The sequence below is a fragment of the Arthrobacter sp. BI5 genome, assembly GCF_056680065.1.
The window spans coordinates 2,546,249-2,560,050 of sequence record NZ_CM155264.1 but is presented as its reverse complement, the minus strand read 5'-3'; the positions used below and the strand labels follow the sequence as shown (position 1 = coordinate 2,560,050).

Annotated in this window: 10 protein-coding genes and 2 tRNA genes; 6 read left to right on the top strand and 6 right to left on the bottom strand. The window is 69.4% G+C overall.

The window, feature by feature from the left end; translation table 11 throughout:
* Window positions 1–9 precede the first annotated feature (9 nt).
* A complete protein-coding gene (locus AC1MED_RS11740; protein ID WP_479783435.1) occupies window positions 10–1,500 on the bottom strand; it encodes a hypothetical protein in 1,491 nt (496 codons plus the stop codon).
* A gap of 347 nt (window positions 1,501–1,847) precedes the next feature.
* On the opposite strand from AC1MED_RS11740, the gene AC1MED_RS11735 reads away from it, so the two are divergent.
* The 4 genes from AC1MED_RS11735 to AC1MED_RS11720 all read left to right on the top strand — a co-directional run bounded on the left by AC1MED_RS11735 (window position 1,848) and on the right by AC1MED_RS11720 (window position 5,683).
* Window positions 1,848–1,919: transfer RNA gene (locus tag AC1MED_RS11735), tRNA-Gln, on the top strand.
* 137 nt (window positions 1,920–2,056) lie between these two features.
* Window positions 2,057–2,132, top strand: a tRNA-Glu gene (locus AC1MED_RS11730).
* Window positions 2,133–2,273: 141 nt separating this feature from the next.
* Window positions 2,274–4,070, top strand: a complete 1,797-nt coding sequence (locus tag AC1MED_RS11725) for a dynamin family protein (RefSeq protein WP_479783434.1) — start codon at window positions 2,274–2,276, stop codon at window positions 4,068–4,070.
* On the top strand, window positions 4,067–5,683 hold the full coding sequence (locus tag AC1MED_RS11720; protein WP_479783433.1) for a GTPase: 1,617 nt from the start codon (window positions 4,067–4,069) through the stop codon (window positions 5,681–5,683). Before AC1MED_RS11725 ends, AC1MED_RS11720 begins: the two co-directional genes overlap by 4 nt.
* Window positions 5,684–5,703: 20 nt before the next feature.
* Here AC1MED_RS11720 and AC1MED_RS11715 read toward each other — a convergent pair whose 3' ends face one another.
* The gene (locus tag AC1MED_RS11715; protein WP_479783432.1) at window positions 5,704–6,249 is read right to left on the bottom strand and encodes a DUF1697 domain-containing protein; all 546 of its coding nucleotides are present in this window, start codon (window positions 6,247–6,249) and stop codon (window positions 5,704–5,706) included.
* A 69-nt stretch (window positions 6,250–6,318) separates the two neighbouring features.
* Window positions 6,319–7,038 (bottom strand): IclR family transcriptional regulator, encoded by a 720-nt coding sequence (locus AC1MED_RS11710; RefSeq protein ID WP_479783431.1) that lies wholly within the window; start codon window positions 7,036–7,038, stop codon window positions 6,319–6,321.
* A 148-nt stretch (window positions 7,039–7,186) separates the two neighbouring features.
* Here AC1MED_RS11710 and leuC point away from each other — a divergent pair, with 148 nt between their 5' ends.
* Together leuC and leuD are read left to right on the top strand one after the other, a co-directional pair.
* A complete protein-coding gene (leuC, locus tag AC1MED_RS11705; protein ID WP_479783430.1) occupies window positions 7,187–8,641 on the top strand; it encodes a 3-isopropylmalate dehydratase large subunit in 1,455 nt (484 codons plus the stop codon).
* Window positions 8,642–8,706: 65 nt separating this feature from the next.
* On the top strand, window positions 8,707–9,309 hold the full coding sequence (leuD, locus tag AC1MED_RS11700; RefSeq protein ID WP_479783429.1) for a 3-isopropylmalate dehydratase small subunit: 603 nt from the start codon (window positions 8,707–8,709) through the stop codon (window positions 9,307–9,309).
* Window positions 9,310–9,379: 70 nt separating this feature from the next.
* Here the strand turns inward: leuD and AC1MED_RS11695 are convergent, their stop codons facing one another.
* From AC1MED_RS11695 to AC1MED_RS11685, 3 genes are all read right to left on the bottom strand, one after another.
* Entirely contained in the window at window positions 9,380–9,754 is a 375-nt protein-coding gene (locus AC1MED_RS11695) for a VOC family protein (protein ID WP_479783428.1), read from the bottom strand.
* 181 nt (window positions 9,755–9,935) lie between these two features.
* Complete coding sequence (locus tag AC1MED_RS11690; RefSeq protein WP_479783427.1) at window positions 9,936–11,780, bottom strand: hypothetical protein; 1,845 nt, start codon at window positions 11,778–11,780, stop codon at window positions 9,936–9,938.
* Window positions 11,781–12,028: 248 nt separating this feature from the next.
* Window positions 12,029–13,495, bottom strand: a complete 1,467-nt coding sequence (locus tag AC1MED_RS11685; RefSeq protein WP_479786662.1) for an HNH endonuclease — start codon at window positions 13,493–13,495, stop codon at window positions 12,029–12,031.
* Between the last annotated feature and the right edge of the window lie 307 nt (window positions 13,496–13,802).

Here is a 13,802-nt window from a genome sequence, read left to right as displayed (position 1 = left end):
CGCCTGCGGCTACGCCGTTTCCTGGGCCAGGCGCCTCTCCTGGGCCAGGCGCCGGTTCCGCAGCGCCAGGAACGCGCCGACCGAGCCCAGAGCCAGCAGGGCCACCAAGCCGAGGGCCACCGCCACGTCCGCTTTGATCAGGTTCGACGGCGAGACCGCGGCGGCGCTTGAGTACAAGGTTCCGGTGCCCTCGGCGATCCGCGCGTTCCCGTCGGCGAGCTTGGCGGCGCCGGTTGATAGCTGGGTGGAGCCCGAGGCCAGCTTGGTGTTGCCGTCGGAAAGCGCCGAGGCGCCGCTGGCGAGGGCCGTGGAGCCCTTGAGCAACCCGGGGTTGGTGGGATCCGCGGGGTCCCCGTCGATGCCGGCATTCAGCGCCAGCGTGCCGTCGGCCAGCCGCGAGGTTCCGTCCGTCATTTTGGCGGCGGCCTTCAGCAGGCCCGGGTGCTCGGGGTCCCCGGGAACGCCGTCCATACCGACGCGGATCTTGGCGGTACCGGCTGCCAGCAGTTCGGTGCCCATCACGACGCCGGGGCTGTTGGGATCCCGGCTGTTGAGCTTGCCGGCCAGGGTGGCGAACCCGGCGGTGAGCTTGCCGGTACCGGCGTGCAGCTGGCCGGCGCCCGTGTTGAGCTCGGCGGCACCGGACTGCAGCCGCGCGGCGCCGGACTGGAGCTGGGCCGCCCCGGCCTGAAGCTGCGAAGCACCGCCATCCAGCTTGTGCGCGCCGGCTAGGATCTTGGCAATTTTGTCCTTGACCACGGCCAGCGGGACAAGACCCTGGACGGGATCGTTGGCGGCGGCCTGCAGCAACTCCAGTGCCTGTGCCAGAGCCGCTGTTCCGGTGCCGGCCTCGGGGTTGTTGTTTGCCCCGCGGTAGCCCTTCAGCTGGTCGGTCCCCGCCTTCAACTGGGCGGTACCGGCCTTCAGCTGGTCGGTGCCGGCCTGCAGGCGGCCGGTTCCGTCGGCCAGCCGGGCCGCGCCGGCATCCAGCTGCGTGGCGCCGTCGGCCAGGTTGTTTGGGGCGTTGCCGGATGCGGTGGGGGTCAGCGCGGCGGAGAGCTGCACAGCGCCGGCGGCGAGTTTCTGCGCGCCGTCGTCCACCTTGTACACACCCGGTGCCAGCTTGTTGGTGACGTCCGTCTGGATCTTGACGGCCCCCGTGGCCAGCTGGCTGGCTCCGGCCTCCAGCTTCTCCGCGCCGGGGGCAAGTTTGTCCGCGATCCCGGCCTGGATTTTCGCGGCCCCTTCCGAGAGCTTGCCCGCGCCGGCGTCGGCCTGGCCTGCACCGGTGGCGAGCTTGCCCGCGCCGGTCTTCAACTGCTGAGCCCCCGCCGAGACCTGTCCGGCCCCGTCGTTGAGCCGCGCTGATCCGTCGGTGATGCGTCCGGTAACCAGGGTATAGAACCCCAGCAGGGCGATCAGCAGCAGCGCCAGGATGGCGATGGCGATTTGTTGCGCCCTGGTGCGGGGTGGGGTGGTGGCGGCACGACTCTGTGGCACGGATGGTTCCTCTCGACGGTCTCGCCGGCAGCGGCTCTGCTGCCAGCCCCCCGCAACTGTGATGCAGCTAACATCCGAAAATGGACGTTGCTCTGCCCGCAGCTGAGTGGGGGAGGGGGTTGTTACTCGCTGGTAACTTACCGAGCGTAAACTTGTCCGGGCCGGATTGGCAAGGGTTTTCCACGGAAGTGCGTCAAAACTGCGGTGGCAGGGAGGCCATATGGGGACGCGCCTGCGCCGCCGCTGGCCCGATTTGTGCCGGACAAAAGTCTCGGGTAAAGTAATTACTCGTGCTGAGGCGCTGGGAGCGCGGGTTTGGACCTGCGGAACCGGCCCGAAAGTTCCATTGGGATATGGTGTAATTGGCAACACTACGGTTTCTGGTACCGTCATTCTAGGTTCGAGTCCTGGTATCCCAGCTCTGAAGAAACCGCGGATTTCCGCGGCAAATCAGGGGTTCCGAAGCGGCCGGGCCGATTTGGAACACACGCTGAGTCTGTGAAATACTGACTTGGCCCGAATGGCAGAAATGCTGTTTGGAAGTTGGAAAGTATAGGGCCCCATCGTATAGCGGCCTAGTACGCTGCCCTCTCACGGCGGTAACGCGGGTTCGAATCCCGCTGGGGTCACCAATGAAACGGTCCCGGGCATCAGCCCGGGGCCGTTTTTCGTTGCCACCGCGGTGCCGGTGCTGCGGGCCGCTGCTCGGAACCTCCCGCCGCCGCGGACCGGGACCGCCCTGCATCGGCCCGCTCAACTGGCATGATGATGCTGTGAGTTCCAACGAAAGACCCGGCAACGGACCACAGGACCCCGCCGGGCACCAGACACCCGCCGCACGCCAGGGCGCCGCCGTCGAGCTGCTCGAAGCGGTCCGGCGGGACCTGTCAGCGGTGTCGCTGCCCCTGGCCCTGCCCGGGGCCGATACCGCGCGGCTGGACATCCGCCAGGCCCTCGCCCAGTTGGACGACTACATCCTGCCCCGCTACCGCAGCCTGGACGCGCCGCTGCTCGCCGTCGTCGGCGGTTCCACCGGCGCCGGCAAGTCCACCCTGGTCAACGGCCTCGTCGGCCACCCGGTGACTCGGGCCGGCGCGATCCGCCCCACCACCCGCCAGCCCATCCTGCTGCACCACCCGGCCGACGCTGAATGGTTCGAGGACCAGCGGGTGCTGCCGAGCCTGAGCCGGATCCGCGGGACCGTCGTCGCATCGCCCTTGCCCGCCCACCAGGCCGGCCCCACCCCGGACGCCGCCGCCATCACCTCGCTTGTCCTCGCGGCAGACCCGGCCGTCCCGCAGGGCATCGCGCTGCTGGATGCGCCCGACGTCGACTCCATCTCCGATGACAACCGCCGGCTCGCCGGCCAGCTCCTCGCCGCCGCCGACCTGTGGGTGTTCGTCACCACCGCCAACCGCTACGCCGACGCCGTGCCCTGGCGCCTGCTGCTGGACGCCGCCAGCCGCGACATCATGGTCGCCGTGGTGCTGGACCGCGTGCCGCCGGCCGCCGAGGAGGAAGTCAGCGCCGACCTGCAGGCCATGCTCAGCCGCGAAGGCCTGGGTTCCGCCCGGCTCTTCGTCGTACCCGAGGTGGCGCTGGACGCGATGGGAATGCTGCCCGCCGACGCCGTCGCGCCGCTGCGCGGCTGGCTCGCGGAACTCGCCGCCGACGCCGCCGGGCGCGCTGCGATCGCCCGCCGGACGCTCAACGGCACGGTAAAGGCGCTGGGTGGCCGGGTCGACGCCGTTGCCGCCGCCGTCGCCGCCCAGGACAGCGCCGCCGGACTGCTGGCCCGGGACGCCCGCGGCGCCTACGCGGACGCCGTCGGCCGGATCCTCGACGCCACCCGCGACGGCGCCCTGCTGCGCGGTGAAGTCCTGGCCCGCTGGCAGGACTTCGTGGGGACCGGGGAGTTCTTCCGCGTCATGGAGCAGAACATCGGGCGGCTGCGGGACCGGATGGGCGCCTTCTTCCGCGGCGAACCCACCCCGGCCGTGCGGGTGGAGACCGCCATCGAGACCGGCCTGCAGGCGGTCATTGTGGACGAGGCCGCCAACGCCGCCGAAGAGGCGGACCAGCGCTGGCGGTCCGACCCGGCCGGCCGGCAGTTGCTTGGCACCGACGACCTGTCCGGCACCAGCGAGGGCTTCCCCGACGCGGTGGCCGCCGAGATCCGCGCCTGGCAGGGCAGCCTGATGGAACTGATCCGGACCGAGGGCCAGGGCAAACGCACTCAGGCCCGCTGGCTCTCCTTTGGCATCAACGGCCTTGGCGCTGCGCTGATGATCGTGGTCTTCTCGATGACCGCAGGCCTCACCGGCCTTGAAATCGGCGTCGCCGGTGGCACCGCCGTCGTGGGCCAGCGCGTGCTGGAAGCCGTCTTTGGTGAAGATGCCGTGCGCCGGCTGGCCAAGACCGCGCGCGAGGACCTGCAGGCCCGCTGCGAGCGGCTGCTGCAGGCGGAACAACAGCGGTTCCTGGCCCGGCTCGACCTGCCTGACGGGGTGCCGCCGGACGACCTCGCGGAACAGGCTGCGGCGCTCGGCCGGCTGGCGGCCTCCGCATGACCCGCCACGCGGCCGCCAAGCAGGCCTCGCAACTGCACCGCCGGCTGGAAGCACTGAACCAGGCCCGGGAGCTGGCAGCGGGTGCCCTGCCCGACGAGACCCTGGACGAGGTGCTGGAGGTCCTGGACCGGGCGAGTTCCCGGCGTTCACTCTCCGCCGACCACACCGTGGTGGGCTTCTTCGGCGCGACCGGCAGCGGCAAATCATCGCTCTTCAACGCCGTCAGCGGCGAGGAAATCGCCACCGCGGCCGCCCGGCGCCCCACCACGTCCGAACCGCTCGCCGGCATCTGGGGCGCGGAGGGCAGCGACGGGCTGCTCGACTGGCTGGAAGTCCGCAACCGGCACCACGCCGCCGCGGTCCCCGGATTCGCCGACGACACCACCGGGCTGATCCTGCTGGACCTGCCGGACTTCGACTCCACCCGCGCGGAAAACCGCGAAATCGTGCAGCGCATGGTGGGCCTCGTCGACGTGCTGGTCTGGGTGCTGGATCCGCAAAAGTACGCCGACGCCGCCGTGCACAATGACTTCCTCACGCCGCTCGCCCCGCACGCGGCCGTCACGCTCGTGGTGCTCAACCAGGTGGACCGGCTGCCGGAGCACGAGATCCGGCCCGTGCTGGAGTCCCTGAAAGGCATCCTCGCGCGGGACGGGCTGGGCAAGGTTCAGGTGCTGGGCGCCTCGGCCGTCGTCGGCACCGGCGTGGACAAGGTCCGGGCGGCCATCCGCCAGGTCGCCATGCAGCGGCAGGCGATCTCGCAGCGGCTCGCCGCGGATGTCGACCGGGCCGCCGCTCGGCTGGCCGAGGCATCCGGGACGGGCGAGGCCGCCGGCGTCAAGGGCGGCACCCGGGACCGGCTGGCCGCCGAGCTGGCCGTGGCCGCGAATGTCCCGCTGGTGGTAGACGCCGTGGCGCGCTCCTACCGGCAGGAGGCCACCCGCCGGACCGGCTGGCCGGTGACGCGCTGGCTGGTCCGTTTCCGGCCGGACCCGCTGCGGCGGCTGAACCTGCGCCGGACCGAGGCGCGGCCGGAGTTGAACCGGACCTCGCTGCCCCCGGCAGGGGCACCCGAGCGGGCCCGCACCGACGCCGCCGTGCGCGAGTTTGCCGATGCCGCGTCCGACGGCGCCCCGGGCCCCTGGCGCGCGGTCATCCGCGGCGCCGCCCGCGAGGGCCGGGAACAGCTGCCCGACGCGCTGGACCAGGCCATCGCCGGCACCGACCTCAAGGCCGGACGCAGCTCCTGGTGGTGGACTGCTTTCAACGTCGTCCAGTGGCTGGGCCTGCTGATTGCGCTTGGTGGTTTGGGCTGGCTGGGGGTGCTGGCCGCGCTGGGGTACTTCCAGCTGCCCGTTCCGGAGGTTCCCCGGGTGGAAGGCTGGCCGGTCCCCACCGTCATGGTGGCCGGGGGAGTGCTGCTGGGCATCGTGCTGGCCATTGCGGCCAGGTTCATTGCGGGTGCCGCGGCGCGGGCCCGCGCCCGGGCTGCCCGGAGGCGCCTCGAAGCCGCCGTCGCCGCCGTCGCGGAGGAACTCGTGGTGGACCCGGTGGAACTGGAGATCAGCCGGCTCAAGTCGTTCACCACCGCCCTTCGGTCTGCCGCGGGCTGAGCGTCCGGCGAGGCCTGCGCCTAGTCGGCGGCCGCCTTTTCCGCGGCGTCGCGGACCTTGACCAGGGTCCGCAGGTTCCTGGTGGTGGTGCTGGCTTTGTACTTGGCCTTGGCAGTGAGCTTGCTGAAGGGGCTGTCCAGGGTGCCGCCGGCGGGAGCCAGCCAGGCCACCGCTTCGGGTCCCAGCCGGGTCAGCTCAACGCCCTCAAGCCCCCGGCCGGCGTCGTACAGTTCGGTGAGTATCCCGGTGTCCGAGGACAGCGTGACGTAGCTGTGCGTGGCCGTGTCATCCGCGGGGTAGGGGCAGGCGTCGACGAGGGCGGGAACCCGGTCCGCTTCCAGCACCACCACCCAGGCGTCGTAGCCGAAGGTCTCCCGCAGGCAGGCTTCGAACTCTGCCTTCACGCCGGCAGGCGGCAGTTCGCTGGCCAGCACCACGTTGCCGCTGGCCAGGAGCGTCTTCACGGCGGAGAACGGGCGCGACTTCAGGGCCTCTTTGAGCTCGGCCATCTTGATGTTGATCCCGCCCACGTTGACGCCGCGCAGGAAGACCGCATAGCTGTTCATACGCACAGCCTAACGCCGTAGTACAGGGGTGCTGTTGTGCCGGTGCCCTGTTGTGGTGGTGCCGCGGGTTCAGTCGTTGGTTTTGCGCAGCGCCTCGGTCAGGACGCGGGCGGCGTTGCAGACCACTTCGGCGTGCAGCCGGCCGGGCTGGCGGGTGAGGCGCTCGATCGGGCCGGAAATGGACACGGCCGCGATCACCCGGCCGGACGGCCCGCGGACGGGCGCCGAAACGGAGGCGACCCCCGGCTCGCGTTCGCCGAGGCTCTGGGCCCAGCCCCGGCGTCGTACTCCGGCCAGGACGGTGGGCGTGAAGCGGGCGGCCTGGAGGCCTTCCAGCAGCCGGTCGTGGTCTTCCCAAGCGAGCAGCACCTGGGCGGCGGAGCCGGCCTTCATGGACAACTGGGTGCCGACCGGGATGGTGTCCCGGAGGCCGATGGGCCGCTCGGCGGAGGCGACGCAGACGCGCCAGTCGCCCTGGCGGCGGAAGATCTGGGCGCTTTCGCCGGTGGCGTCGCGCAGCTGCATCAGTACCGCGCCCGCCGAAGCGATGAGCCGGTCCTCGCCCGCGGCGGAGGCGAGCTCAACCAGGCGGCTCCCGAGCACGAAGCGGCCCTGGATGTCGCGGCTCACTAGGCGGTGGTGGACGAGCGCCAGTGCGAGGCGGTGCACCGTGGGACGGGCCAGCCCGGTGGCCGCCACGAGCTGCGCCAGGGTGGTGGGGCCGGCCTCAAGTGCGTCGAGCACATGGGCCGCTTTATCGATGACGCCGACGCCACTAGAATTGTCCATGTAATGATATTGCCGTCTCAATATCTGAGATGCAAATCATTGCGCTGGCGCTTCGGCGGCAGTGCTGGTTCAGTGGAGAAGATCAACGCGCCGGTCCAGTATCAGGCGCGGACACACGCAGCGAAAACAGCAGTGAAGGGAGCAGGCCGTGGCAAAGACATTGGCCGAGAAAGTCTGGGACGCACATGTGGTGCGCAAGGGGGACGGCGAAGGCGCCAACGCCCAGCCGGACCTCCTCTTCATCGACCTCCACCTGGTGCACGAGGTGACGTCGCCGCAGGCTTTCGAGGGCCTGCGCCTCGCCGGCCGCAAGCTGCGCCGGCCGGACCTCACCATCGCCACCGAGGACCACAACACTCCCACGCTGGCCATCGACAAGCCAATCGCGGACCTCACCAGCCGGACCCAAATCCAGACCCTGCGCAACAACTGCAAGGAATTCGGCGTCCGCCTGCACTCCCTCGGCGACGCCGAACAGGGCATCGTGCACGTGGTCGGCCCGCAGCTGGGCCTGACCCAACCGGGCATGACCGTGGTCTGCGGCGACTCCCACACATCCACGCACGGCGCCTTCGGCGCGCTGGCCATGGGCATCGGCACCTCCGAGGTGGAGCACGTCATGGCCACCCAGACGCTCTCGCTGAAGCCCTTCAAGACCATGGCGATTAACGTCGAGGGCACGCTGCGCCCCGGCGTGAGCGCCAAGGACATCATCCTGGCCGTGATCGCCAAGATCGGCACCGGCGGCGGCCAGGGCTACGTGCTGGAGTACCGTGGCTCCGCCATCCGCGCGCTGTCCATGGAAGCGCGGATGACCATCTGCAACATGTCCATCGAAGCCGGCGCCCGCGCCGGCCTGGTCGCACCGGACCAGACCACCTACGACTACATGCACGGACGCCCGCACGCGCCCCAGGGCGCGGACTGGGACGCCGCCGTCGAGTACTGGAACACGCTGCGCACCGACGACGACGCGACGTTCGACGCCGAGGTGGACCTCGACGCCGACACCCTGGAGCCGTTCGTGACGTGGGGGACCAACCCGGGCCAGGGCGTGTCCCTGTCCGCCAAGGTTCCCTCCCCGGCGGACTTCGGCGACGAGAACGCGAAGGCCGCCGCCGAGCGGGCGCTGCAGTACATGGGCCTCGAGGCCGGCACGCCGATGAAGGACATCCGGGTCGACACCGTCTTCCTGGGCTCGTGCACCAATTCCCGGATGGAGGACCTACGGGCCGCGGCGGACATCATCCGCGGCCGCACCAAGGATCCCAACATCCGGATGCTGGTGGTGCCGGGCTCTGCCCGCGTCCGGCTCGAGGCCGAGGCCGAGGGTCTGGACAAGGTCTTCATCAACTTCGGCGCGGAGTGGCGCTTTGCCGGCTGCTCGATGTGCCTGGGCATGAACCCGGACCAGCTGGAGGTGGGGGAGCGCTGCGCTTCCACGTCCAACCGCAACTTCGAGGGACGCCAGGGCAAGGGTGGCCGCACCCACCTCGTCTCGCCCGTCGTGGCGGCGGCGACGGCGGTGCGCGGCACCCTGAGCTCGCCGTCGGACCTGGAGCCGGCATCCGTCTCCGCCGGAAGCCGCGTCGGCGTGGCGTAAGGCTCGCTCGCCACGCCTGCCCCGGTCCACCTGCACCGATCCACACAGCCCACGAAGGATCCGCCATGGAAAAGTTCACCACCCACACCGGAATCGGTGTCCCGCTGCGCCAGAGCAACGTCGACACTGACCAGATCATCCCCGCCGTCTACCTCAAGCGGATCACGCGGACGGGCTTCGAGGACGCGCTCTTCTCGGCCTGGCGCACGGATCCGTCGTTCATCCTGAACCAGGAACCCTTCAGCGCGGGCTCCGTGCTGGTCGCCGGGCCGGACTTCGGCACCGGGTCCTCGCGCGAGCACGCCGTCTGGGCGCTGAAGGACTACGGCTTCAAGGCCGTGCTGTCCTCCCGCTTCGCGGACATTTTCAGGGGGAACTCCGGCAAGCAAGGCCTGCTGGCGGCCGAACTGGCCCAGGACGACATCGAGCTGATCTGGAAGGTGCTGGAAAACGCCCCCGGCACCGAGGTCAAGGTTGACCTGGTTTCCAAGACGGTCGAGTGCGGCAACGTGGTGGCGCCGTTCGAGATTGACGACTACACCCGCTGGCGCCTGCTGGAGGGCCTGGACGACATTGGCCTGACCCTGCAGCACGAGGAAGACATCACCGCGTACGAGGCCACCCGGCCTGCGTTCAAGCCGACGACGCTGCCGGCCAAGCTGTCCTAGGGCTGAGCCTCTGGCTACAAAAGTGCCGCCGTCGAGTTGGAAGACTCGACGGCGGCACTTTCTGTTGGGGCTACTCCTGGACGTCCTGAACGGATCGGGACAACAGACAGAACTCGTTGCCCTCGGGATCAGCCAGTACCACCCAACTCACGTCCGGCCCCTGGCCCACATCTGTGCGCCGGGCGCCAAGGGTGAGTAGGCGCTCCAGCTCCTCGGCGGTGGAGACACCGTCAGCCCGCAGATCGAAATGCAGCCGGTTCTTGACTGTCTTGCCCTCGGGCACGGCGATGACATCGATGGTTGGCCCGGTCTTGTCCCGGGGCGCGATGCTGATGACCTCCCTGTCCTCTTCGACAATGTGCCAGTCGAGGACGGCGCACCAGAAGTCGGCCACCACCTTGGGACGGACGGCGTCGATGGCAACGGTAGCTAATTGGCTTGGCATGGCCCCACGATAGCCCAGGATGATGTCCGGGGTTCGGCCCCGGCGGCCGAGCAGGAAAAAGATGATGCCGGGCGTCGCAGGGCTTGCCGTGCAAAAGAGTGCCGCCGTCGACATTTGAGACTCGACGGCGGCACTTTTGTTTAGCTGCCTGCCCGAACCGCGGGCGCAGCCTACCGATGGCCTAACGGACGACAGTTGGAGTGGACAGTGAAGTCCTGCGAACTGAAAGGTAGCCGGCCTTGCTGCCGGTGACGCGGACAGTGAGCTTCTTGCCCAGGCTAGCGGTGGTGAGTTTGTAGCTGGGGAGGGTGGCGCCCGTGATGGGGACGCCGGAGCGGTACCACTGGTATTTGAGGATCACAGGGGAAGGCGACCAGGTGCCGGGTGCGGCAGTGAGGACCTTGCCGACCCTGGTGGTGCCGGAGACCTTGGGGGTCGGCGTGGCTGAAAGGGTCCCTGCCGTGACGGTCGTTGAAGGCCCGGATGTCTTGGACACCGTGGTGTACCCGGCCTTGCTGCCGGTGACGCGGACAGTGAGCTTCTTGCCCAGGCTAGCGCTGGTGAGTTTGTAGCTGGGGAGGCTTGCGCCGGTGATGGGGACGCCGGAGCGGTACCACTGGTACTTGAGGGTCACAGGGGAAGGCGACCAGGTGCCGGGCGCGGCAGTGAGGACCTTGCCGACCTTGGCGGTGCCGGAGACCTTGGGGATGGGCGTGGCGGTGAGTGCCCCTGCAGACACGGTCGCCGAGGGCACAGAAGTCTTGGACGTGGTGGTGTAGCCCGGCTTGCTACCGGTTACCTGGACCGTAAGTTTCTGCCCAAGGTCATCGGTAGTGGCTCTGTAGCTGGGCAGGGTGGCGCCGCTAATGGGCACGCCCGAGCGGTACCACTGGTATTTGAGCGTCACGGGGGAGGGTGCCCAAGTGCCAGGCGCGGCGGTCAAGGACTGGCCGACCTTGGCCGTTCCCGAAAGCAAGGGGACGGGCGAGGCAGCGAGTGGAAACACGGGCGTCGGCGCGGTGATGTTGAGTGTTGCGAGGTCGCGGAATCCTGTGGAGGAGTTTCCGAGGGTGTCGTCGAGGGGGAACAGGGTGACGGTCCAGGTTCCGGTGGCGGAGCCTTGGGGGATAGTCATGGTGCGTTCCCAGGTTCCGTCCTGGGTGGTGCCGGAGGTCAGCGTCATGTTGCCGAAGCCTTGGCTCTGGCCGGTGGCGTCGTGGCTGAGGACGAGTGTGGGCGCGTTTGCGCCGGTCTGGTCGGTGAGTCGCAGGGTGACCTTGACGGTGGCCGGGCCGTTGGCGATGTTCAGGGAAGTTGATGTCACCACCGGATTGAGGAGGACAGGGCCCGCCATGTCGGAGACCGCGCCGGTGATGTTGAGTGTTGCGAGGTCGCGGAATCCTGTGGAGGAGTTTCCGAGGGTGTCGTCGAGGGGGAACAGGGTGACGGTCCAGGTTCCGGTGGCGGAGCCTTGGGGGATTGTCATGGTGCGTTCCCAGGTTCCGTCCTGGGTGGTGCCGGAGGTCAGCGTCATGCTGCCGAAGCCTTGGCTCTGGCCGGTGGCGTCGTGGCTGAGGACGAGTGTGGGCGCGTTTGCGCCGGTCTGGTCGGTGAGTCGCAGGGTGACCTTGACGGTGGCCGGGCCGTTGGCGATGTTCAGGGAAGTTGATGTCACCACGGGACTGAGGAGGACAGGGCCCGCCATGTCGGAGACTGCGCCGGTGATGTTGAGTGTTGCGAGGTCGCGGAATCCTATGGAGGAGTTTCCGAGGGTGTCGTCGAGGGGGAACAGGGTGACGGTCCAGGTTCCGGTGGCGGAGCCTTGGGGGATTGTCATGGTGCGTTCCCAGGTTCCGTCCTGGGTGGTGCCGGAGGTCAGCGTCATGCTGCCGAAGCCTTGGCTCTGGCCGGTGGCGTCGTGGCTGAGGACGAGTGTGGGCGCGTTTGCGCCGGTCTGGTCGGTCAGTCGCAGGGTGACCTTGACGGTGGCCGGGCCGTTGGCGATGTTCAGGGAAGTTGATGTCACCACGGGATTGAGGAGGACAGGGCCTGCCATGTCTGGCTCAGCGGAGGCGGCTGGTGCACCAGCCAGCGAGCTGCACATGGCCACGGCCAGGCCCGCTGCCGTCAAGGCGAGTCGTGACTTAAATCTTGGATTCGGAATGCTCAACGGGCCCCAATCGTGGAACGGTCACTCGGACCGGATTATGCGGCCGCAGGCTACGGCCTTCGTGATTGTACAGATAGATACAACGGCGCGGCCGAGCGGCTCGGTTATGCCGCCGGTCGCGTCACCAAGCGGCCGACTTTGGTGGCCTTGGCCTGGTGCCTGAGCTTTCGGCTCTGGAGCGGCGGTTTTGGAGTGTCCGTGGCAGATCTGTCCTCTTCGGAGCGCGGTTGTGGCCGGCGGATGACGCTGGTTCCCGGCAACGGCGGTGCGGTGGAGTGGTAAGTGTGGCCGGTCGGTGTCGTGAATTTCAGCGTATGTCTGGGGCCGGGGCGGGGCTTGGCGGTCCAGCCGGGGGTTTCTTTGGTGTGGTTGCAGGCTTCGCAGAGTCCGGCGCCGTTGCTGAGGCTGGTGGTTCCACCGTCATGCCAGGGGATGATGTGGTCCATGTGGCGGATGGGGGCGTCGCAGTAGGGTGTCCGGCAGGTGTCGTCCCGGGCCTGGATGAACCGGCGGAGCCCGGCGGGGAAGAGCCTGGCGCGGGAGTCCATGGCGATGAGTTCTCCGGTGGCGGGGGCGGTGTAGAGCCGGCGGATCCAGGTCGTGAAGGCGCGTTCGTCGGACGGGCCGCCTAGGTCGCCGGTGCCCGAATTCGGCTCACCGCCCGCGGGGGCGGAAGTGGCGTTGTTGCCCGGGCCGCCTGCTGCACCTGCGGCGCCGGTGTCCGGGGCTGCGGTACCGAAGTCTTTGAGTAAACTTCTGGCCCACCCGGCAGGGACGATGCCGTAGCCGGGGAGGCGGGCGGGTTCGCTGTCGGCCTGGAAGAGGGTGCGGTCGGTCATGACGAGCTGGATTTCGATCCCCGCTATCCCGCCGGGGGTTCCGGTGGTGCGTTCGACCAGTGTGTCGGCCATCAGCTGGCCCCGGGAGCGGGTGTCCCCGCCGGAGCGGGCAGCGTCCGCGGCCCGGGTGAGGGCGGCGTGCACGGCGACGCCCTGGCTGACCGGCAACAAGGCGGTCAGGTAGCACATGGTGTCCGGGGCCGGACGGAGGCTGACGTGGCGTTCGGTTTCGGTGTGGGCGGCGCGCTGGGTGATGGAGCGCGGGTCGCGCCGGTAGGCGGCGGCGCGGGCCGCGGCGATGATGGCTCGGTCCCCGGCGCCGGCGAAGGTTCCGGCGTCGGGGGCGAGTTCTTCGTCCACGGCGGCCCGGTCCGCGGCGGAGAGGGCGGCGGTTTCGCGGACCAGCAGGGTGGCGCGCCATTCGTTGAGCTGGCCGGTTTCCAGGGCGGCGAGGGTGCGCGGCATTTCGGTGACGAGGGCTTTGGCGAGGCCCAGGAGCCGTCCGCCCTTGGCCGGGGATTCGCGCCGGGCGAGGGCGATCTGCGCAGCGACGCCGGTGCCGAGCTGGTCGGCGGGAACGCCGGCGTCGGCTTGTTCGCGGCGCTGGGACAAGTCGAAGGCGACGGCGTCCCAGGCCTGCCGGGCGGCCAGGGCTGACTTCAGGTCCTCCAGTTCGCGTGTTTCGTCGATGAGGGCCGCGGCGCTGGCCGGGGCAGGGATTCCGGCCAGCATCCGCGCAAGGTCCGCGACCGTTACGCTGTCCGTCAGGGCCACGTCGGGCCCTTGCTTGCCGTCCATGGAAACACGCTATCGGGCACCTCCGACACTTAAAGTGCAGAGCAGCCGGAACATCCGGCGGGATAAGGAGATGCTCGGCCAGCAGCACGGGCGGGGTCCGTTGGGAGCCGACGGCCCGGGTCCAGTGTGCGGGCCGCGGCATGCAGGCAAGCTCTCTACTAATAAGCCCCGGCGGCCAAGCCAGCGGCGGCTGCAACGGACGTATCATCGGGCATACGGCGGAACGGCCGCCCGTTACCCG

What these genes read in the sequence shown, in the direction of transcription:
- AC1MED_RS11720 (WP_479783433.1), top strand. Translation starts at nt 4,067, where the DNA reads ATGACCCGCCACGCGGCCGCCAAGCAGGCCTCGCAACTGCACCGCCGG.
- AC1MED_RS11715 (WP_479783432.1), bottom strand. Translation starts at nt 6,249, where the DNA reads ATGAACAGCTATGCGGTCTTCCTGCGCGGCGTCAACGTGGGCGGGATC.
- AC1MED_RS11710 (WP_479783431.1), bottom strand. Translation starts at nt 7,038, where the DNA reads ATGGACAATTCTAGTGGCGTCGGCGTCATCGATAAAGCGGCCCATGTG.
- leuD (WP_479783429.1), top strand. Translation starts at nt 8,707, where the DNA reads ATGGAAAAGTTCACCACCCACACCGGAATCGGTGTCCCGCTGCGCCAG.
- AC1MED_RS11695 (WP_479783428.1), bottom strand. Translation starts at nt 9,754, where the DNA reads ATGCCAAGCCAATTAGCTACCGTTGCCATCGACGCCGTCCGTCCCAAG.
- AC1MED_RS11685 (WP_479786662.1), bottom strand. Translation starts at nt 13,495, where the DNA reads ATGCTGGCCGGAATCCCTGCCCCGGCCAGCGCCGCGGCCCTCATCGAC.